This is a genomic window from Actinoplanes sp. NPDC049668 (assembly GCF_044465445.1).
In the GTDB taxonomy this organism is placed as follows: Bacteria; Actinomycetota; Actinomycetes; order Mycobacteriales; family Micromonosporaceae; genus Actinoplanes.
In genome coordinates, this window is record NZ_JBITLR010000004.1 from 298,093 (window position 1) to 319,040 (window position 20,948).

Below are 20,948 nucleotides of genomic sequence, written 5' to 3' on the forward strand. Positions count from 1 at the left end.
GTCAACTTGTTCAGGGGGATCGCGATGGCCGACCGGTTCGGCGTGCTCGTCACGCCCGGCGCCGGAGCGCTCGCGCTCGCGCAACGCGCCGAGGAGCTTGGCCTCGACCTGGTGGCCGTCCCGGACGCGGACCAGGCGCTCGACGCGTGGACGCTGCTCGGCTGGATCGCCGGCCGCACCGAGCGGATCGGCCTGCTGGCCGCCGGCCTCGACGTGTCCGACCGGGAGCCGGCGGTGCTGGCCCGCTCGGCGGCCAGCCTCGACCTGCTTAGCGGCGGGCGGCTGGAGCTGGCCCTGGCGGGAGAGCCCGGTGCGCTGGGCGAGGCCGTCGACATCGTCCGCGGCGTGCTCGACGCCGGCGAGAACACCCCGGTGCGGCACCTCGGCCGGCACTACCAAGTGCCGCGGGCACAGCGCGGTCCGCTGCCGGCACACCGGATCCCGATCATCGTGTACGGCGACGACCCGGACCTGGCGCGCCTCGCCGACGGATTCTGGGGTCCCGGCGCACTGCCCGACGCGGCGGCTGGGCGCGAGCCCGCCGAGCTGCGCCGCGTCGCGACCGTGCCGCCGTCCGCGACCGCCGCCGAGATCGGCGCGCTGGGCGCCGACACCGTCCTGATCCGCACCGACGACCCCGATGAGCTGCGGCACTTCGCCGAGAAGACCATCCCGGGACTCCGGCGGCCGGCGCCGGAGGCCAACCGGCGGCCCGCATCGGTACGCGCCAAGCGCCGCGCCGGCATCGACTACGACAACCTGCCCGCGCCCCTGGCCGAGACGGCCGTCGAGCCGGGCGACCTCGAGTACGCCCGGGTCCGCTCGACGTACCTGCGCGGCGGCAGCCCCGGCCTGGTGCTGCGGCCCCGCACCACCGACGAGGTGGTGGCGGCGCTCGGATACGTCCGGGCCCACCCGGAGCTGCCGTTCGGCCTGCGCAGCGGCGGGCACGGCGTGAGCGGACGCTCCACCAACGACGGCGGCCTGGTGGTCAGCCTCGCGGCCCTGGACTCGATCGAGATCATCGACGAGCCGGGGCGCCTCGTCCGGGTCGGCCCGGGCGCGCGCTGGACGGACGTCGCCGACGCGCTGCTGCCGTACGGCTGGGCCTTGAGCTCGGGCGACTACGGCGGCGTCGGGGTCGGCGGGCTGGCGACCGCCGGCGGGGTCGGCTGGCTGGCCCGCAGGCACGGCCTGACCATCGACCGGCTGCGCGGGGTCGAGATGGTCCTCGCCGACGGCGCGGTGGTGCGCGCCTCGGCGACCGAGAACCCGGACCTGTTCTGGGCGGTCCGCGGCGCCGGCGCGAACTTCGGCGTGGTGACCCGGTTCGACTTCGAGGCCGACGAGGTGGGCAAGGTCGGCTTCGCCGAGCTGGTGGTGGCCGCCGACGACCCGGCCGGCCTGCTGGTCGAGTGGGGCCGGGCGATCGAGGCCGCGCCGCGCGAGGTCAGCGGCCAGCTCATCATGGGTCCGCCGCGCGCGGGCAGCCCGGCGTTCGCCCGGCTGCTGGGCGTCGTCGACGCGGAGGACCCGGAGACGATCATCGAGTCGCTCCGGCCGATCGCCGCCGTCGCGCCGCTCTACCAGCAGAACGTGACGCTGATGCCGTACGCGGCGGTGATGGCAAACGCGGCCGAGGGTTACCACCGGGGCCAGGGCGAACCGGTCGCCCGGTCCGGGCTGATCGAGCACCTCACGCCGGAGTTCGGCAAGGCGGCGGCCGGCCTGCTGGCCTCCGGCGCGATCCACTGGTTCCAGATCCGCACGGTCGGCGGCGCGGTCGCGGACGTGCCGGAGGAGGCCACCGCGTACGCACACCGCTCCGCCAACTTCTCGGTCACCGTGCTGGGCTCGTCGCACCGTAGGGTGGACGCCGCCTGGCAGGACCTCCACCGGCACTTCGACGGCCTGTACCTGAGCTTCGAGACGGACCAGAGCCCGGCCCGGCTCGCCGACGCGTACCCGCCGGCCACCCTCGCCCGGCTGCGCGAGCTCAAGCGCCGGTACGACCCCGGCAACCTGTTCCGCGACAACTTCAACATCTCCCCGGACGAGGAGCGGCGATGACCGACTACGGCCACGACCTGATGTTCGGCGCGTTCATCACGCCGGCCGCCGAGCCGCCCGCGCGGGCGGTCGAGCTCGCCGTCGTGGCGGACCGGGCGGGGCTCGACCTCGCGACGTTCCAGGACCACCCCTACGTGGCGCGCTTCCACGACACCTGGACGCTGATCTCGTACGCGGCCGCGCGTACCGAAAGAATCCGCCTCAGCGGAAACGTCCTGAGCCTGCCGCTGCGCCGGCCGGCGGTGCTGGCCCGCGCGCACGCCTCGCTGGACCGGCTCGCCGGCGGCCGGATCGAGCTGGCGATCGGGGCCGGCGCCTTCTGGGACGGCATCGAGGCGATGGGCGGCCGGCGCCTGTCCGCGGGCCAGTCGGTCGACGCCCTCGGCGAGGCGATCGAGGTGATCCGCCAGGTCTGGGACGCGGACCGGCCCGGAGCAGTGCGGGTCCGCGGCGCGTACTACGAGGTGGCCGGCGCCAAGCGTGGCCCGGCGCCGGCGCACGACATGGCCATCTGGGTCGGCGCCTACAAGCCGCGGATGCTGCGCCTGATCGGCCGGGCCGCGGACGGGGTGCTGCCATCGCTGTCCTACCTGCCGGGCGGGCCCGCCGACTACGCCGACCTCAACCGGCACATCGACGACAGCGCCGCCGAAGCCGGCCGGGACCCGCGCCGGATCCGCCGGCTGCTGAACATCAACGGAACCTTCTCCGCCCTCGGCCGGTCCTTCCTGGACGGACCGGCCGAGCAGTGGGCCGAGGACCTGGCCGGCCTGACCATCGAGTACGGCATCAGCACGTTCATCCTGGCCACCGACGACCCCGCCGAGCTCGAGGAGTTCGCCGCGGAGGTGGCCCCGGCCGTCCGGGAGCTGGTCGCCGCCGAACGCGGATCCGGCATCACGGAATAAGTCAGCCGGGACTCGGTGTGGCGGATTCGGCGCCGACCTCGGCGACGTCCCACACGACGCAGCGCACGCCCGGCCGCTCCACGGCGCCCTGCGCCAGCATGGCCTCGTGGTAGCGCCGGGCGTTCTGCTCGTCGGCGAAGACCTGCATCATGTGCCCGTCCAGTGTCCACGTGCCGTGCAGGAAGCCGGGCGTGCCCACCTTGCTCGAAGCCATCAGGGGAACCTGGGCGCGCAGCTCGTCGATGACCGACGGATCGATCTCCCACACGCCGATCACCGCCCACATGCCGAGGCCCTCCCCATGCCGATCCGTGACCCCCGTCCACTGACGATGGTCGTGCCTCGGTACCGGCCCGTCAATGCCGGTCCGGTGGACGGATCCGTGGCACGAACGGGCCTCGGCGGCCGCCGATCTTCGCTAGCTTTCCGGCATGGATCAGCGCACCGAGGACTTCATCGCGGCCTTCCAGATCTTCCTCGACGAGGTGGTGGCGAACCATCGGGAGGGCGTCCAGGTCGACAACGACCGCGCCCTCTCGGTGGTCCTGCACGAGCACCTGGGCGCCGACCCGCAGGGGATCGCGGTGGTCATCGAGGAGATGCCGGCCTACCGGTTCGTGGACCTCGACGTGGCGCTCGCCGAGCTGCAGGAACGCGACGAGCGGGCGCAGCTGCTCGGCGTCGGCGGCGGCGAGCAGCGCAACCACCACTCGCTCGGCGAGCTGCTGGAGATGGCCGGGCGCTTCCAGCGGTTCCCGGTCGGCGCGGTCGACTACGCGAGCGTCGCCACCGGACCGCAGAGCACGCGCGAGGCCGTCTCGTTCGGGCTGCGCCTCTTCTCGTACGGCGGCAGCCCGGTCGCGGTGCTGCAGCGCGCCGCCGCTCCGCGCTACGGCAGCGCCACCGCGCGAATGGAGATCCTGAGCCCGGCGCCGGGCGTCGCGGCGGCGCTGATCGCCGAGGTGCACGAGCTGATGGTGCTGCGCTCGGTGCTGCGCGGGCAGGTGCTGACCCTGGGCGGCTCCGACTACGAGCCGGGCGTCGGCGGCGTCACCTTCCACCGGCGCCCGGCTCTCGTCCCGGCGGACATCGTGCTGCCCGACGGCGTGCTCGACCGGCTGCACCGGCACGTCGCCGGCGTGGCCCGGCACCGCGAGCGGCTGCGCGCCGCCGGCCAGCACCTCAAGCGCGGCCTGCTGCTCTACGGCCCGCCCGGCACCGGCAAGACGCACACCGTGCGGTACCTGCTCGGCGCGCTGCCCGAGCTGACCGTGGTGCTGCTGTCCGGCCCGTCGATCCAGTACGTCTCCGACGCCGCCCGGATGGCCCGCGCCCTGCAGCCGGCGCTGGTGGTGCTGGAGGACTGCGACCTGGTCGCCGAGAGCCGCGACCACGGCCCGAACGCCCAGCCGCTGCTGTTCGAGGTGCTGGAGGCGCTCGACGGGCTCAGCGACGACGCCGACGTGGCGTTCCTGCTCACCACGAACCGGGTCGACGTGCTGGAACCCGCCCTGGCGCAGCGCCCCGGCCGGGTCGATCTGGCCGTCGAGGTGCCGCTGCCGGACCAGCGGGCCCGCCGCCTGCTGCTGGCCCGCTACGCCCGGCGGATCGCCTTCTCGCCCGCCGTGCTGGACGACGTCGCGACCCGGGCCGAGGGGATGACCGCGTCGTTCTTCAAGGAGCTGGTGCGCCGCGCCGTCCTGATCGCCGCCGAGACCGACCGGGACGCCGCCGACGCGGATCTCGCTCACGCCACCCGCGAGATGCTCGACGAGGCGCAGAGCATCACCCGCTCCCTGCTGGGCTCCGCCGACCCGGACTGACCGCCCAGCCGCACTCAGGACATTTCCGCACGACCGCCGTGTACCGGAATCGCGGGCCTACCCGCCATGGACGTGTCTCTATATGCTGCGCCGTGGCGGGGGCCTGAGTCATTGACATACGTCTTTCCGCCCGTGCGTCGCGAGGGCGTGCGCAACCGAAACGCGGGGGAGACGGTTGCCTTGAGATTTCGTGTGTCCATTGTGGCCATAGCGGCCATCGCGCTCGTCGCCTCCGGTGCTCCGGCGCCGGCCTGGGCGGCACCGATCGTCACCCGGCCGGTCGCCGAGCTGTTCGGCAGCCGTCCCGGTTACGGCTCCGCCGGGGCCGGTGTGAACACCGCCACCGGCAACTTCACCCGGAACTGGACCGACCTGACCGCCGGGTCGCTCACCTTCCGCCGGACCTACAACTCGCTGAACACCGCCGACAGCCCGCTCGGCGCGGGCTGGACCACCTCGTACAGCGCACGCGTGACCGAGGCGGAGGACGGCTCGGTGGCGTTGCACGACGAGGACGGGCGGGTGCTCACGTTCGCACCCGACGGTGCGGGCGGCTTCCGCACCCCGCAGGATCTCGAGGCCGAGCTCACCCGGGACGCCGCGGGCCTGTTCGTGCTGCGGACCTTCGCCGGGGACGAGCGCAGCTACTTCGACGCCGCCGGGCTGCTGACCCAGCGCACCCGGGAGGGCCAGCGGCTCACCGTGACCCGCGACCCGGACGCCCGGCCGAGCAAGGTCGAACACTCGGCCGGCTACTCGCTGGCCTTCACCTACGACGCCGACGGCCGCCTGACGAAGGTCGCCGCCGGAGACGGCCGGGCGGTCGGCTACGGGTACGCCGCCGACGACACGCTGGCCACGGTGACGGCCACGGACGGCGCGGACTCCAAGTACGCCTTCGACTCCGGCCTGCTCCGCGAGCTCGAGGACGCCGAGGGCCGGCGGCTGCTCACCAACACGTACGACGACGGGCGGGTGACCCGGCAGGACCTGACCTCCGGCGGGGTGCTCTTCGCGTACGACGCGGAGGCCGGCACCACCACCGCGACCGCCACCACCGACCGGGCCGTCACCACCTATCAGCACGACGCGGCCGGCCGCCTGATCCGGGTGACCGACCCGGCCGGCAACTCGGCGGTGCAGACGTTCGACGCCAACGGGCGGCTGACCGGGGTCACCACGCCCGGCGGCCGGCAGACCGCGGTCGGCTACGACGGGCACGGCAACGTGGTCCGGTCCGAGTTCGGCGGCGCGGTGAGCACGTTCGGCTACGACGCGCAGGACCGCCTCGTCACGCTCACCGAACCGGGCCAGGGCGTGCTGCGGATGGCGTACTCCAGCGTCAGCCGGGTGCCGTCCGAGATCACCGCGCCGGACGGCTCGGTGACCCGGGCGACCGTGGCGGACGGGCTGATCACCGAGAGCATCGACCCGGCCGGGGCGAAGACCACCTACGCGTACGACGAGGGCCGGCGGCTGTCCGCGGTCACCGACCCGCTGGACGGGGTCACCCGGTACGAGTACGACGACGCGGGCCGGCGTACCGGGACGGTGTCCCCGCTGGGCCGGGCCGAACGCGACAAGCTGGACCCGGCCGGCCGGATCACCCAGCGGGTCGAGCCGTCCGGTGCCACCACGAAGTACGGCTACTCGGCCGCCGGGCTGCTGCAGACCACCACCGACCCGATCGGCGCGGTGTACCGCAACGAGTACAACGGCGCCGGCCGGCTGACCGCCACCCTCGACCCGCTCGAGCGCCGTACCCGCTACACCCACGACGACGACGGCCGGACCGCCACCGTGACCGACGCGGCCGGCGGGGTGTCCACGTTCGGCTACGACACGCTCGGCCGGCGGAACGCGGTCACCTACCCGGACGGCACGGTCACCCGGTACACCTACGACGCGGACGGCCAGGTGACCGAGGTCGCCGAGCCGGCCGGCACCACGGTCAGCGGGCACGACGCCCGGGGCAACGTGACCAGCACGACCGACGCGCTGGGCCGGGTCACCCGGTACGAGTTCGACGTCGCGAACCGGCAGGTCGCCAAGACCGACCCGACCGGCGCGGTGTGGCGCACCACGTACGACGTGATGGGCCGGACCGCGACCGAGACCGACCCGACCGGCGCGGTCACCCGGTACGAGTACGACACCGCGGGCCGGCTCGCCGCGGTGATCGACCCGAGGGGCAACAAGACCCAGTACCGCTACGACGCCGCCGGCCGGCAGACGCAGATCATCGACCCGCTCGGCGGCGTGGTGAAGTACGCGTACGACGCCGACGGGCGGAGGATCTCCGAGACCACCCCGGCCGGCCTGGTGACCCGGTACAAGTACGACGCCGACGGGCACGTCACGCAGATCACCGACCCGCGCGGCGGCCTGCACAAGTTCCGGTTCTCCGACCGCGGCGAGGAGATCGCCCAGGTCCGGCCGGACGGCGCGGTGCACGAGCTGAAGTACGACGCGGCCGGGCAGCTGGTGACCACCGTCGACGCCAACGGCGGCCGGACGAAGTACGCCTACGACGGCGGCGGCCGGCTGGTCACGCTGACCGACGCGAAGGGCGCCAAGCGGACGTTCGGCCGCGACGCCAACGGGCGCGAGCGGTCGTTCACCGACCCGCTGGGCCGCGTCACCAAGCGCGAGTACGACACGTCCGGGCGGCTGTCCGCGGTGACCGACCCGGCCGGCGGCGTCTCCCGCTGGGAGTACAACGCGATCGGCGACGTGACCCGCAAGGTCGGCACCGACGGCACCACGGTCACCTACGCCTACGACGGCGCCCGCCGGCGGACCGCGATGACCGACCCGGCCGGCACCACCGCGTACGCGTACGACGCCGCGGGCCGGCTGCTCAGCGCCACCGGGCCGGACGGCGGCAAGCTGACCATGACCTACGACCCGGCCGGCAACCAGACGTCGCTGCAGTACCCGGGCGGCGGCCGGACCACCTTCCGGTACAACGCGAACAACCAGCTGATCTCGCTCGACTCGGCGGCCGGGCGGGCGACGTACACGCTGGACGCGGACGGCCGGCTGGTCACCGAGAAGCTGCCGGACAAGTGGGAGCGCCGGTACGGCTACACCGGCGACATGCTGACCCGCTACCAGGAGCTGCGCGACGGGCGGTACACCCGGGACACCCGGCTGACCCGGGACTCCGACGGCCTGATCACCGCACAGGTGGACGGCGACGACGTGCTGGAGTACCGGTACGACGCCGGCGACCAGCTGACCGCGGTCCGCGACGGCGACGGCGGCGACGTGCTGACCGCCGAGTACGACGAGGTGGGCAACCGGACCTCGATCACCCGGGCCGGCAAGACCACGGCGCTCGCGTACGACGCCGCCGACCAGCTGCTCTCGGCGACGACCGGCACGCACAAGGTGAGCTACACCTACGACGCGGTCGGCCGGCAGACCGGGGAGTCGGACGGCAAGAAGGCGCGCACCATCGCGTACGACGGATTCGGTCTTCCGGCGGTCTCGACCACCACCGAGGGCAAGCTGACCGAGACGGTGCTCTCCACCTACGACGGCGACTCGCTGCTCACCAAGGTCACGGCGAGCACCCGCTACGACGGTCATCTGACCGAGACCCGGCCGACGACCACCGCGTACCGGTGGAGCGTCACCGACGAACTGCCGCAGATCCTCAGCCAGCGGGTCACCGGCGGTGGCGGCGGGCACGACGCCGCCGCGACCACCTCCTGCACGCCGGACGCCGACTTCGTCTACGGGTACGGCCGGGCGCTGGCCGACTCCCGGTGCGGCGACGCGGTGTTCTCCAAGGACGTGTTCGGCTCCACGCTGCGCACCGACGACACCGAGGACTGGGCGCAGTCGTCCGGGTACGACCCGTTCGGCCGCCCCGAGGACGACCGGAACGGCACCAGGCCGACCTTCGGCTACCGGGGCGAGCTGGCACAGGGTTCCGAGGTCTATCTGCGGGCCCGGACCTACGACAGCGGCACCGGACGGTTCACCACCCGGGACCCGCTCTCCACCCGGGTCGGGCAGACCGACATCGTCACCCCTTACGGGTACGCCAACAACAGCCCGCAGGACTACGTCGACCCGACCGGCGAGTTCGCGATCGGGCTGTTCGGCGGCTTCCTGTCCCAGTTCCTGGACGCGCTGATCGCGGCGCTCACCCAGATCCGCTGGGACTGCCCGGACGCGGGCAACAGCCCCGACCAGCACACCAAGTGCTTCCAGGGCGTCCCGCTGCAGACCCGGGGCGGATACAAGGGTGTGGAGTGGGCGCTGAACGGCGCGGAGGGCCCGCTGTCGGAGCTCTGGTACGACAAGCACAAGCAGGAGTACGCGGCCCGCGCGTTCGTCGTGAACTACCTGAGCGAGGAGCGGGACAATTTCTTCGAGGAGCTCTGGGACGTCTTCGACAAGGGCCTCAACGAGAACGTCGACTGGGAGGTCGGCCCGAAGTCCGGCGGCATGACCCAGCGCCCGGACGGCACGTGGTTCTTCCCCACGGCACACTGGATCGACCTGGTCACCGACGAGAAGGAGATCTACGAGGTCAAGATCTACGACAACGGCAAGCGCGTCGGTGAGGTCAGCGACCAGCTCACCCGCTACCTCGGGTACGGGCACAACGAGTGGGGCATCAACTGGGAGCTCGGCACCGAGCTGACCGACTGGGCGGACGGCTTCGAGGTGAGCCGCAACTACGGCTTCCTCGGACTGCGCCGCGAGAGCGCGGACGTCGTGGTCTGGGGCGCCGACGCCGGCCACGTGTACTTCGATGTCGAGGACAACGTGGACGACGCGGCGCGCGCGAAAATCAAGGCGAAGAAGAAGGGCAAGTGGAAGAACGGCGGCAAGGGGCCCAAGCTTCCGCCACGCCGGCGCTGACCGGCGGGGTGCGACCGCCTCCGGCGGTCGCACCCCTGGCCCGCGGATGAAGGGGAGGGCACGTTGACGGTGTCGCCGGAGGTCGGCGCGGCGCTGCTGCCGGACGCCACGATCACCCTGCAGGTCCGCTCGCCGGCCCCGGCGCCGGCCCGCGCCGCGGTGGAAGCCTTCGCGGACGGGCTGCGCGGCCGCGACCCGGGCCTGGTGGACGCGTCGGGTGCCTGGCTCGGGCCCAAGTACGTCGGCCCGGTGGTGCCGCTGCCGGACGGGCCGGCCCTGACGATCGACGTCGGCCAGATGCCTTCCGTTTTGCGCGACGGCCTACCCGCGCGGTTGGTCGGGCTGCTGGCCGACGCCGGGGTGGAGGCGGCGGAGATCGTCATTCCGCCCAACGACCTGGCCCGGTACGTGGGACTGCGCTCACTGCGGTCCGCGGCGCGGGCGTTGGTCCGGGGACCGGCATGCCAGGGTTGGCAGCTTGCCGTGGCGCAGGAGTGGATCGGTGCGGTACCGGCGCGGGGCCTGGTGCTCTCGACGCCGGTGGAGGTCCCGGCGGGGGAGCTGACCGCGACGCTGGCCCCGATGTTGGCCGCGGAGACCACGGTCATCGTGATCGCCGGCGCGGACCCGGTCGAGTCGGCGGTGGCCGCCGAGGGGTTCGGCCGGGGCGAGCTGGCGCTCATGCACGCCGGCCCGGGCTGGGCCGCCGGAATGCGCCGCCAGCGGGACCTGGCCCGCCGCTTCGCCGGACGGGTCGACTGGACCGGCGTGACCGCCGAGGCGGACGCCGAACGCCTGCTCACCACCGGCTGGTGGGACCCGGCCCGGCCTTCCGCGGAATGGCTCGCCGACGCACTCGTCCCGGACGCGATGTGGTTCCAGGTCCTCTCACCCGGTCACGTCGACCGGCTCGGCGGCCCGCCGGAGGGCGCGGAGAACCTGGGCGAAGGCCGCCACGGCCTGACCGTCGGCGACCCGGAACAGTGGCTGCCGACCCACCCCGACAGCGCCACCGTCCGCGCCCGCGCCCGCGCCCTCCTGGCCGGCTGCCTCTCCACCCCCGCAGCCGTCGCAGAACTGAACCGAGCCCGCCGCTGATCCCGTCACCGAGCTTCGGCGGCAGCGGGACCGGCCCGGCGCCGGTCGGCGCGACGGCCCGACGATGCGTGCCGACCGTCATGAGTGGAGGCTGAGGCCCGCTTCGGTGAAGGCGGCGCGGACGTCGGCGGGGGTTTCGGTGAAGTGTGCCCAGCTGTCGATGTGGGCCGCGACCACCGTCGGCTCGCCCAGGATGCGGGTCGCCTCCACCATGCCCGCGGCGTCGAGCGTCAGGTTGACGTCGCCCACCAGCGGGGTGCGGGCCGCGCCGCCGAACAGGATCGCCAGGTCGATCGACGGGAACCGGGCCGCGATCTCCCGGACCACCCGCAGCGAGGCGTTGTCGCCGCTCACGTACACGGTCGGCAGGCCCTCGCCGTACAGGACGAAGCCGGTGACCACACCGGTCAGGTGTTCGGTGCCGTCCGGGCCGTGCTGGGCCGGCACCGCGGTGGCCGTCACGCCGCCGCCCAGGTCGACGCTCTCCCACGGCGACAGGCCGCGCACCGGCGGGCCCATCCGTACGGCCGCGCCCGGGGTGCTCAGCACCAGCGGCACGGTGGCGGCGAACTCGCGGCCGCTGTTGTCGAGGTTGTCGGGGTGCTCGTCGTGCGAGAGCAGCACCACGTCGACCTTGCCGGCCTCCGAGGGCTTGCCGGCCGGCGGCGCGGTCTTGGTCAGCTTGCGGTTCCCGATCGGGTAGTCGCCGGGCTCGTCGAAGGTGGGGTCGGTCAGGAAGGTGAGGCCGCCGAGGGTGAACGAGACGGTGGGGCCGCCGAACGAGCGGATCGCGAAGGTCATGCCCCCATCCTGCGGACCCGGCCCGGGCCGCGGCAGTGGCTGGAAAGACATGCTGCGATAGATTCAAGCCATGACCCGCAAACCCACCGTCGTCGGCGTGATCGTCGGCGACAACGCCCCGATCCTCGAGGTCGCGGTGGCGCCGCGCGTATTCGAGACGAACCACGGCGGGCCGGAGTTCGACGTGCGCGTCACCGGTGAGCACGACGGGCCGCTGCGTACGACCGCCGGGATCACGATCACCGCGCCGTGCCCGCTGGAGGCGCTCGAGGAGGCCGCGATCGTCATCGTGCCCGGCTGGCGGACGCCCGGCGGCGCGCCGACCCGGCCGGAGATCCTCGATCTGCTCCGCCGCGCGCACGGGGACGGCGCGACGGTGGTCGGGCTCTGCCTCGGCGCGTTCGTGCTCGGCGAGGCCGGCCTGCTCGACGGCCGGCGCGCCACCACACACTGGCGGTGCCTGGACGAGCTGCGCCGGCGCCACCCCGGCATCGAGGTCGTCGACGACGCGCTCTACGTCGACGAGGGCAGCATCGTCACCAGCGCCGGGAGCGCCGCCGGGCTCGACGCCTGCCTGCACCTGCTGCGGCGCGAGCACGGCCCGGCGGTGGCCAACGCGGCGGCCCGAGCGCTGGTCGTCGCGCCGCACCGCGCCGGCGGCCAGACCCAGTTCGTCGACCGGCCGGTCCCGCACCTCCCGGCCGGCGACGCGGTCGCCGACGCCATGCGGCACGCCCTGGGCCACCTCGACGACCCGGCGCTGGACATCGGCGGGCTCGCCGCCGCGGCACACGTCAGCCGGCGCACCTTCGACCGCCGCTTCCGCGAGGCGGCCGGCTGCTCGCCCCTGCAATGGCTGCTGCACCAGCGCGTGCTGCAGGCGCAGGACCTGCTGTCGTCCACCGCGCTGCCGATCGACGCGGTGGCCCGGGCCAGCGGCTTCGCCGACGGCGTGGCGATGCGCCCGCACTTCCGCCGCGTCGTCGGCGTCCCACCGCAGTCCTACCGGGCGAGCTTCCGGGCCGGGTAACCGGCGGCGGGTGTCAGGCCGGCACGGTGGGCAGGCCGGCGAGGGCGGCCTTGACGGCCTGGTCGGAGAGTTCGTGGTCCTCCATGTCGTCGGCCAGGAAGCGGCCGTACGCGGGCAGGTCCAGGTGGCCGTGCCCGCACAGCGCGGTGAGGATGACCTTCTCCTCGCCGGTCTCCTTGCAGCGCAGCGCCTCCTCGACGCAGGCGGCGAGCGCGTGCGTCGGCTCGGGTGCGGGGATGATGCCCTCGCTGCGGGCGAACCGCACGCCCGCCTCGAAGCACTCCCGCTGCGTCTTGGCCACCGCCTCGATCAGGCCGAGCTCGTACACGTGCGAGATCAGCGGCGACATGCCGTGGTAGCGCAGGCCGCCGGCGTGGATCGGGTCGGGGATGAAGTCGTGGCCGAGCGTGTGCATCTTCATCAGGGGCGTCATCCCGGCGGTGTCGCCGAAGTCGTACGCGTAGGTGCCCTTGGTCAGCGACGGGCAGGAGGCGGGCTCGACCGCGCGGATCGTCGGCGACATCCGCCCGGCGAGCTTCTCGCGCAGGAACGGGAACGCGAGGCCGGCGAAGTTCGAGCCGCCGCCGGTGCAGCCGACGATCACGTCGGGCGTGGCGCCGACCTTGGCGAGCTGGAGCAGCGCCTCCTCGCCGATGATGGTCTGGTGCAGCAGCACGTGGTTGAGCACGCTGCCCAGCGCGTAGTTGGTGTCCGGGTGCTGCGCGGCCACCTCGACGGCCTCGCTGATCGCGATGCCGAGCGAGCCGGGTGAGTCCGGGTCGGCCGCCAGGATCCCGCGCCCGGCCTCGGTGAGCTCCGACGGCGACGGATGGATGGTCGCGCCGAAGGTCTCGATCATGATTTTCCGGTACGGCTTCTGGTCGTACGACGCGCGCACCTGCCAGACCTCGCACTCCAGGCCGAACTGTGCGGCGGCGAAGGCCAGGGCGGTGCCCCACTGGCCGGCGCCGGTCTCGGTGGTGAGGCGGCGGATTCCGGCGGCCGCGTTGTAGAACGCCTGCGGCACCGCGGTGTTGGGCTTGTGCGAGCCGGCCGGCGAGACGCCCTCGTACTTGTAGTAGATCTTCGCGGGGGTGCCGAGCGCCTTCTCGAGCCGGCGCGCCCGGAACAGCGGCGACGGGCGCCAGAGGCGGTAGACGTCGAGCACCTCCTCCGGAATGTCCACATAGCGCTCCGAGGTCACCTCCTGCTCGATGAGGGCCATCGGGAACAGCGGCGCGAGGTCCTCCGGCCCGACCGGCTGCAGCGTGCCGGGGTGCAGCACCGGCGGTGGGGGCGAGGGCAGGTCCGGCACGATGTTGTACCAGCGGCGCGGCATCTCCGATTCGGACAGAAGGATCTTGGTGGCGTTTTCGGCATCGGTCATGGCCTGATCATCGGGCCGCGGACGGCCGCCACGCCAGGGGCGCCACGCCGTTCGCCCCGGGCTCGCGGCGCGCGCTCCATCTTGCACCACCCGCCCGAATCGTCACGCTCGGTCGTCGCGGCGATACGGACTCGTCCCGGCGTGCATGTAGGCCCTACAGTGTGCGGACCCAGAGTCGAGGAGCGCGTCATGACTGAGCCGCCACCCGAGCAACGAACCCCGACGGACCCGGCGAGACCCGCGGCGCCCGGCCCGAACGGCGACGCCGCCGCAGCACCCGCACCGGCACCACAACTGCTGGTCATGCCCCAGAACGACGCGATACCGTCGATGCCCTGGCCGGGGCCCGACGGCGCGCCGGCCTGGGCGATCCCCGTCCAGGTTCCATCTGGTACGCGCGGATACGCGCTGTTCATCCCCATGCTCCCGGTGCAGGCGCCCGCCGCGGACGGTGCCGCCGCGCAGGCTCCCGCACCGCAGGCCGCCGCCGAGGCCGGGACCGTGGTGACTGTCAGTCACCCAGAGCCCGCCAAGGTTGACGCCGCCCCGATCGAGCCAAGCGAATCGGACCACGCGGTGGTGAGCGAGCCGCCGCCGGCCCCGAGCGAGCCTCCGCCTGCGCGGTCGGCCCCGCCCGTGCCTCCGCCGGCGCAGATCGCGCGCGCCCTGCACACCCCGCCGCCTCTGCCGCAGCCGGTACCGCTCGTCGCGTACCAGCGGTATCAGCCGCCGCCGTCGCGGTGGCAGAAGTTCCGCGAGAAGCACTGGCCCGGCCCGGCGAAGGCCGCGGGCTGGGCCGTGCCGGCCGCCGTGCTCGCCGCGGCGCTCGGCTTCGTGCTCTTCGTCCCGCTGAACCGGACCGGCATCGGCTGGTTCCTCGGCTGGCTCGTGCTGACCGCGGGCGTCGTCGCCGCGGTCCGGCGCACCGCGAACCTGCCGCGCACCGAGGTGTGGATCCGCTCCGGCTGGGCCGCCGCCGCGCTCGCCCTGCTCCTGGTCCTCACCTTCCGCAACGCCTGGTGGCTGGTGACGTTCAGCGTCCTCGGCGCGCTCGGCTGCACGGCGCTGGCCATCGTCGGCGGCCAGCGCGTCCGGTCGATCCTGTTCAGCCTCGTCGCGGCGCCGTACGCGGCGCTGAAGGGCATCCCCTGGGTGCGCCGGCACCTGCGGGCCAGCCGCCGCAACCCGGGCATCGCCCGGCGGGTCGCCTTCTCGGTCGGCCTCACGGTCGTGGTGCTGTTCGTCTTCGGCGCCCTGCTGTCGTCGGCCGACGTCGCGTTCTCGACGCTGCTCGACAAGGCCGTGCCGCCCTTCGACATCGGCTCGATCTTCAAGTGGATCTTCCTGGCCGTGGTCGGTGGCCTGATCGCGGTGGCCGGCACCTACACGCTGTCGGCGCCGCCGGCGACCGGCAGCCTGGACACCGACGGCCGGAGCCGGTTCGGCCTGGTCGAGTGGGCGCCGGCCTGCGCGGCGCTGGTGCTGCTCTTCGCCGGGTTCGTGGCGGTGCAGTTCACCGTGCTGTTCGGCGGGGCCACGCACGTGCTGGAGACCTCCGGACTCAGCTACGCCCAGTACGCCCGCAGCGGCTTCTGGCAGCTCGTCGCCGTGACGCTGCTGTCGCTGGCCCTGCTCGCCGCCCTGGCCCGCTGGGCCCGGCGCGACGAGCCGCGCGAGCGGATGCTGCTGCGGGTCCTGCTCGGCCTGCTCTGCGGGCTGAGCGTGGTCATCGTGGTGTCGGCGCTGACGCGGATGTGGGCGTACCAGAGGGTCTACAGCTTCACCGGTGAGCGCATCTTCGTGATGTCCTTCGAGCTGCTGCTCGGCGTCGTCTTCATCATGATCGCGGCGGCCGGCATCAAGTGGCAGGGCCGGTGGATCCCGGGCGCCACCGTCGGCCTGGCCGTGCTCATGCTGCTCGGCCTCGCGGTCCTGGACCCCGAGGGGTACGCGGCCAGCCGCAACGCCGTCCGCTACGAGCACACCGGCAAGATCGACGCCTGGTACCTGCGTGCCCTGTCCGCCGACGCGACGCCGGCGCTGACCCGCCTGCCCGACCCGGTACGCCGCTGCACGCTGAGCTGGATCGCCGACGACCTCAGGGAACCCGACCCCTGGTACGCGTGGAACCTGGGCCGTGCGCGGGCCCGGGCGGCGCTGGAACGCCTCGGCCCGGGCGCGGTCGGCACCCACGCCGACTGCCGCGCCGCGGACCAGTACGACCTGCCCAAGAAGCGCTGACGGGCTACGGGCCCGGCGCCACCTCGGTGGCGCCGGGCTCGAACGTTTCCACCCGGGCGAGGAGCGGGAACACCAGCTCGGGGTCCTGCACGTGCGCGTTGTGCCCCACGCCGGCCAGCGTCACCGCCGGTACGCCCAGCGCGGCCAGCTGCTCGTCGGTGTTCATCGGATCGCCGGCGCCGCGGGCCAGCACCACCGGGGCAGGGCACCCGGCCAGCAGCGCCGGCATGTCCGGCCGGCCCACGCCGAAGGCCGCCGGGTCGAGCGCCAGGCCCCACCGGTCGTCGCGCCGCACCAGCCCCGCGGTCACCGCCGGGTCGTCGGCCGCGAGCAGGCCGTCCAGCCCGGCCACCCGCAGGTAGCGGGCCGCGGCCTCGTCCCGCGACGGGAACCAGGCCGGCGGCCGCAGGGCCAGGGCCTGCGCCCGCCGCAGCTCCTCGTCGCTCCACGCGACCTTGATGCCGAGTCCGACGACGCCGCGCACCGCCGCCGGGCGCCGCGCGGCCAGCGCCAGCCCGACCACCCCGCCCAGCGAGTGCCCGAGCACGACGGTGGGTACGTCCGGCGAGATCAGCCCGGCCACGGCCTCGGCCAGAGCATCGAAGGTGTACGCCGCCAGCGGCGCCGAGCCGCCGTGACCCGGCAGGTCCGGGGCGATCCACCGGCCCGGCCACTCCCGCCGCAGCGGAGCCGACCAGCCGCTCCACACGTCGCCGGTCGCGCCGAGCCCGTGCAGCAGCAGAAGCACCGGGCCGTCGCCGCCGCCACCCTCGAGAACCCGCAGCTCAGCCGTCATCAGGGCAGTCTAGGGATGCCGCGCCGGGAGCACATCGGTCAGGTCGCGGGGTGCGCGCCCGAGTACCCGGCGTACGCCGTCGGTGACGTGGGCGTTGCGCCCGTCGAGCACCTCGCCGAACAGCGCGGTGAGCCCGTCGGCGTCGCCGGCGGGCCAGCCGGCGTCGACGAGCGTCGCGGTGAACTCCGCGGCCGGCAGCGGCCGGTAGGAGATCGGCCGGCCGGTCAGCCGGCCGATCTCGGCGACGGCGTCGGCGAAGGTGAGCAGCCGGGGGCCGGTCAGCTCGTGGACGACGCCGCCGTGGCCGGGCCGGGTCAGGCACGCGACCACGACGTCGGCGATGTCGTCGGCGTCGACGAACGGTTCCGCGGCGCGGTGGTCGAGCATGGCGAGCGAGCCGTCCGCCATCTGGTCGGCCCAGAAACCCTCGGTGAAGTTCTGGGCGAAGAACGCCGCGCGGACGACGGTCCAGTCGGCCCCGCTCGCCGCCAGCGCCTCCTCCGAGCGTTGCGCACCCTGCTCGCCCCGGCCGGACAGCAGCACCAGCCGGGTGCAGCCGGCGGTCACGGCGGCGCGGGCGAGGGCGCCGATCGTCTCGGCGGCACCCGGGATGCCCACGTCGGGCTGGAACGCCAGGTAGGCGCGGCCGCACCCGGCGAGCGCCGGCGCCCAGGTCGTGTCGTCGGTCCAGTCGAAGCGCGGCCGGGTGCTTCGCGACGCGAGCCGGTACTCGAGCCCGAGCGTGTGCAGGCGGTCCGCGACGCGGCCGCCGGTCTTGCCGGCACCGCCGGCGATGAACGTTACGGTCATGGGTCCAGCGTCGGCGCGTGACACCCGCACCGGCCATGGCCGAGCGCCTCTCGCACATACGCGAGCGTCCATCATGCCCGGAGCGCGGCCCAGGCGAGGGCGGCCAGCGATGCCGTCGAGGTCAGGGTCCGCAGCACGTTCCAGCGCACCCAGGCGGTCTCGAAGGCGGCGCGCACGGCGGCGAGGTCCGCGTCGGACGTCGCGGCGGCCCGGCCGAGCGCGTTGTTGAGCGGCACGTTGCCCAGGACGGTGATCGCCACGGTTGCGACGGACAGCGTCAGGCCGGCGATCAGCCACGGCCGGGCGGCCGGCGTGCCCGTCGCGACCGCGGCCGCGGCCAGGACCGGCGCGCCCAGGAAGGTGAGCATGAAGACCGGGTTGACGATGGCCTGGTTCACGCTGCTCAGCGTGGTCACGAAGGTGTGGTCGTCGGCCTTGGCGAGGCCGGGCATCACGCCGCAGGCCCACACGTAGTAGGTGCCGGCCTGCAGGCCGGCGGCGACGATGGCGGTGATCAGCAGCGGGGTGCGCAGTGTCTCGGTCATGCCTCAACCCTCGCGGCCAGCGCGGGCCGGGGCCATCGCCGTGACGCGCGGCGGCATGTCCGACCGTCTCGTTTAGTCTTCGAGGCGTGGACGGACTCTCCGCGCTGCTCGAAGGCCCCCGCGCCCGCGGTGCCTTCCTGGTGCGCTGCCTGATGGCGGCGCCGTGGGCGATCCGGCTGGAGGACGAGGTCCCGGTCAGCCTCACCGCCGTGGTACGCGGCGCGGCCTGGGCGCGGCCCGACGGGCGGCCGCCGCTGGAGCTGACGGCCGGCGACGTCGTGGTCGCGATCGGCCGGGAGCCGTGGACGCTCGCGGACCGCGCCACCACGCCCGTGACGGTGACCATCCGGCCCGGCCAGCAGTGCTACGCGCCCGACGGGCGCGGCCTGAGCGAGGAGTACGCCCTCGGGGTACGCAGCTGGGGCAACAGCATCGCCGGCGAGACGGTGCTGCTCAGCGGCTCGTATCTGATCGACGGCGAGGTCAGCGGGCGACTGCTGCGCGCCCTGCCGACGCTGGTCGTCGTCACCGAGAAGGAGCTCGGCTCGCCGCTGATCCCGCTGCTGGCGGCCGAGATCGTCCGCGACGACCCCGGCCAGAACGCGGTCCTGGACCGGCTGCTCGACTTGCTGCTGATCGCCGTGCTGCGTACCTGGTTCTCGCGTCCCGACGCCGCCGCGCCGGGCTGGTACGCCGCACAGGGCGACCCGGTCGTCGGGCCGGCGCTGCGACGGCTGCAGGACGAACCGGGTCTGCCGTGGACGGTCGCGTCCCTGGCCGGCACGGCGGCCGTGTCGCGGGCGACCTTCGCCCGCCGCTTCACCGAGACGGTCGGCGAGCCGCCGATGGCGTTCCTGACCGGCTGGCGACTCGCGCTCGCCGCCGACCTGCTCACCGATCCCGCCCTGACCCTGGAGGCGATAGCCCGCCGGGTCGGCTACAGCACGGCGTTCGCCCTCAGCTCCGCCTTCAAACGCCAGTACGGCGTCAGCCCACGCGAGTACCGGCCGGCGGCGGCGGATGGCTAGGGTGCGCCGGTGGGCTACTGGGGCACGGTGGTGGTGGCGCGGCCGCGCGGGTTGCTGGTCGACCTGGAGGATGTCGCGGGATTCGGTTATCGGCACCGGGGGCTGCGTGAGCTCGGCGGCGGATGGCAGCTTCTCGAGACCACCGGGTGGAACGACCCGCCGGACCTGCGCGCACCGTGCCGGGCCCTCGCCGCTGCCACCGGAAGTCCAGTCCTCGCCGCCTACATCAGCGATGGCGACTGCGCGGTGATGTGTGCGGCGACGCCGGCCGCGGTGGGGTCGCTGACCCATCTCTGGGAGGTCGGCGGCGCGTGTGGCGGCAGGTATCAGCATCAGCCGGATGGCATGCCCGGCCCGACCGATCGCGGCCTGGACGACGTTGTCGCCGAACTGACCGCCTGGTCGGCCTCCGCGGGTCTGCGCCCGGCGCCCTCGGCGCTGGGCGCGATCCTCACCCACGATGGGGACGCGGACTGGCGGTCGGCAGACGATCTCGTGTTCGACCTGGTGAAGGCGCTCGGCGTGGAACGGATCGGCCGGAGGCTGCCGTGGGCGTTTGCGGTGGACGGCTGGCCGTTCAGCCTGATCACGGGCTTCGCGGGCCTGGCGTTACGGGCGCGGTCACGGGCGCTCTTTCGGCGGGCCGACGAGGAGGACGGGGAGGTACCGGCGGCGGCACAGCCGTGGGAGGCGGCGGCGATCGCGCTCGAGGAAGACTTGTGGGCCTCGCTGTACCGCGCAGAGGCGGACGTCCCGGCTCTGGTGCGCCGCATCGCCGAGGTGAATGCCGCATACGACGCCACCAGGGGCTCCCGCTCGGCGCCGCCTTCTGTACTCAGCGCCCGCGGCGACGGCGACGACCGGCCCGCCGGCTGAGGGCGCGTCCGGCGGTTGTGTCGACTGTCTACTCTCCTGCCTGACAAGTGATCAACATGTTGCCAGGAGGCGCCGCCATGTCTATTCGTACGGTCAGTGTGCTGGTCCTCGGCGCCGCCCTCGCACTCAGCGCCTCCGCGTGCACCGACTCCGGCGACCGGACGGCCGCCGGCAGCCCGGGCGCCACCGCGGCGCCCACCGCGGCGGCCTCCGCGGGGCCGGCGCCGACCGCGACAGGGGCGGCGCCGACCACGACGGCGGCGGGCGGATCCACCGCCACCACCACCGACCCGGCCGTCCCGGTCACCAGCCGGGCCTGCCCGGTGACCGCGGCGACGCTGCTCGCGGCGATGCGGACCGACAAGAACGGCGGCAGCCAGCTCGCGCGCGGCGCGACGCTGGGCAGGTCGGAGTGCCACGACGGCTACGTCCTGGTCGTCGAGACCGGACCCAAGGACGCGAACGGCAAGCCGATCGGGGACGACGGGACCGCGCGCTTCGAGTACGAGTCGGGGTCGTGGAAGTACCGTGGCGCCTCGTCGGCCGACTTCTGCACCGACATGCCCGCCGCCACCCGGGACTACTTCAAGAGCCACTACCCGTGGGGCTGCGGCGGCTGACGGACCACCGGGCGGGCGTGGTATACCTCAACCG

Annotated in this window: 16 protein-coding genes; 10 read left to right on the forward strand and 6 right to left on the reverse strand. The window is 73.9% G+C overall.

Annotated features, from left to right (window positions below; genetic code table 11):
* Positions 1 to 24: 24 nt before the first annotated feature.
* The gene (locus tag ACIBSW_RS18745; protein WP_354726516.1) at positions 25 to 2,070 is read left to right on the forward strand and encodes an LLM class flavin-dependent oxidoreductase; all 2,046 of its coding nucleotides are present in this window, start codon (positions 25 to 27) and stop codon (positions 2,068 to 2,070) included.
* Positions 2,067 to 2,978: an LLM class flavin-dependent oxidoreductase gene (locus ACIBSW_RS18750; RefSeq protein ID WP_354726518.1), complete on the forward strand. Its 912-nt coding sequence runs from the start codon at positions 2,067 to 2,069 to the stop codon at positions 2,976 to 2,978. The genes ACIBSW_RS18745 and ACIBSW_RS18750 overlap by 4 nt, the downstream gene beginning before the upstream one ends.
* 1 nt (position 2,979) lies before the next feature.
* On the opposite strand, the gene ACIBSW_RS18755 is transcribed toward ACIBSW_RS18750, so the two are convergent.
* Entirely contained in the window at positions 2,980 to 3,264 is a 285-nt protein-coding gene (locus ACIBSW_RS18755; RefSeq protein WP_354726520.1) for a hypothetical protein, read from the reverse strand.
* Between the two features lie 145 nt (positions 3,265 to 3,409).
* On the opposite strand from ACIBSW_RS18755, the gene ACIBSW_RS18760 reads away from it, so the two are divergent.
* From ACIBSW_RS18760 to ACIBSW_RS18770, 3 genes are all read left to right on the forward strand, one after another.
* The gene (locus ACIBSW_RS18760) at positions 3,410 to 4,801 is read left to right on the forward strand and encodes an AAA family ATPase (RefSeq protein WP_354726522.1); all 1,392 of its coding nucleotides are present in this window, start codon (positions 3,410 to 3,412) and stop codon (positions 4,799 to 4,801) included.
* 192 nt (positions 4,802 to 4,993) lie between these two features.
* A complete protein-coding gene (locus tag ACIBSW_RS18765; protein ID WP_354726524.1) occupies positions 4,994 to 9,682 on the forward strand; it encodes a DUF6531 domain-containing protein in 4,689 nt (1,562 codons plus the stop codon).
* Between the two features lie 63 nt (positions 9,683 to 9,745).
* A complete protein-coding gene (locus ACIBSW_RS18770) occupies positions 9,746 to 10,780 on the forward strand; it encodes a hypothetical protein (RefSeq protein ID WP_404799379.1) in 1,035 nt (344 codons plus the stop codon).
* A gap of 78 nt (positions 10,781 to 10,858) precedes the next feature.
* Here ACIBSW_RS18770 and ACIBSW_RS18775 read toward each other — a convergent pair whose 3' ends face one another.
* Positions 10,859 to 11,581, reverse strand: a complete 723-nt coding sequence (locus tag ACIBSW_RS18775; protein ID WP_354729459.1) for an MBL fold metallo-hydrolase — start codon at positions 11,579 to 11,581, stop codon at positions 10,859 to 10,861.
* A 70-nt stretch (positions 11,582 to 11,651) separates the two neighbouring features.
* Here ACIBSW_RS18775 and ACIBSW_RS18780 point away from each other — a divergent pair, with 70 nt between their 5' ends.
* Positions 11,652 to 12,611 (forward strand): helix-turn-helix domain-containing protein, encoded by a 960-nt coding sequence (locus ACIBSW_RS18780; protein ID WP_354729457.1) that lies wholly within the window; start codon positions 11,652 to 11,654, stop codon positions 12,609 to 12,611.
* A 13-nt stretch (positions 12,612 to 12,624) separates the two neighbouring features.
* On the opposite strand, the gene ACIBSW_RS18785 is transcribed toward ACIBSW_RS18780, so the two are convergent.
* Positions 12,625 to 13,998, reverse strand: a complete 1,374-nt coding sequence (locus ACIBSW_RS18785) for a TrpB-like pyridoxal phosphate-dependent enzyme (protein WP_354729455.1) — start codon at positions 13,996 to 13,998, stop codon at positions 12,625 to 12,627.
* A gap of 189 nt (positions 13,999 to 14,187) precedes the next feature.
* Between ACIBSW_RS18785 and ACIBSW_RS18790 the strand changes: the two genes are divergently transcribed.
* Entirely contained in the window at positions 14,188 to 16,239 is a 2,052-nt protein-coding gene (locus tag ACIBSW_RS18790; protein ID WP_354729453.1) for a DUF4173 domain-containing protein, read from the forward strand.
* Between the two features lie 4 nt (positions 16,240 to 16,243).
* Here the strand turns inward: ACIBSW_RS18790 and ACIBSW_RS18795 are convergent, their stop codons facing one another.
* From ACIBSW_RS18795 to ACIBSW_RS18805, 3 genes are all read right to left on the reverse strand, one after another.
* Positions 16,244 to 17,035 carry an alpha/beta hydrolase gene (locus ACIBSW_RS18795; protein WP_354729451.1) on the reverse strand — a complete coding sequence of 264 codons (792 nt, stop codon included), beginning with the start codon at positions 17,033 to 17,035 and terminating at the stop codon, positions 16,244 to 16,246.
* Positions 17,036 to 17,044: 9 nt separating this feature from the next.
* Positions 17,045 to 17,845 carry an NmrA family transcriptional regulator gene (locus tag ACIBSW_RS18800; protein ID WP_354729449.1) on the reverse strand — a complete coding sequence of 267 codons (801 nt, stop codon included), beginning with the start codon at positions 17,843 to 17,845 and terminating at the stop codon, positions 17,045 to 17,047.
* Positions 17,846 to 17,916: 71 nt separating this feature from the next.
* Positions 17,917 to 18,390 (reverse strand): anthrone oxygenase family protein, encoded by a 474-nt coding sequence (locus ACIBSW_RS18805; RefSeq protein ID WP_354729447.1) that lies wholly within the window; start codon positions 18,388 to 18,390, stop codon positions 17,917 to 17,919.
* An 86-nt stretch (positions 18,391 to 18,476) separates the two neighbouring features.
* On the opposite strand from ACIBSW_RS18805, the gene ACIBSW_RS18810 reads away from it, so the two are divergent.
* The 3 genes from ACIBSW_RS18810 (at position 18,477) to ACIBSW_RS18820 (ending at position 20,914) form a co-directional block, all read left to right on the forward strand.
* Complete coding sequence (locus ACIBSW_RS18810; RefSeq protein WP_354729445.1) at positions 18,477 to 19,418, forward strand: AraC family transcriptional regulator; 942 nt, start codon at positions 18,477 to 18,479, stop codon at positions 19,416 to 19,418.
* Positions 19,419 to 19,445: 27 nt separating this feature from the next.
* Positions 19,446 to 20,294, forward strand: coding sequence for a hypothetical protein (locus ACIBSW_RS18815; RefSeq protein WP_354729444.1), 849 nt, complete (start codon positions 19,446 to 19,448; stop codon positions 20,292 to 20,294).
* Positions 20,295 to 20,371: 77 nt separating this feature from the next.
* The gene (locus tag ACIBSW_RS18820) at positions 20,372 to 20,914 is read left to right on the forward strand and encodes a hypothetical protein (protein WP_354729442.1); all 543 of its coding nucleotides are present in this window, start codon (positions 20,372 to 20,374) and stop codon (positions 20,912 to 20,914) included.
* Positions 20,915 to 20,948 lie beyond the last annotated feature (34 nt).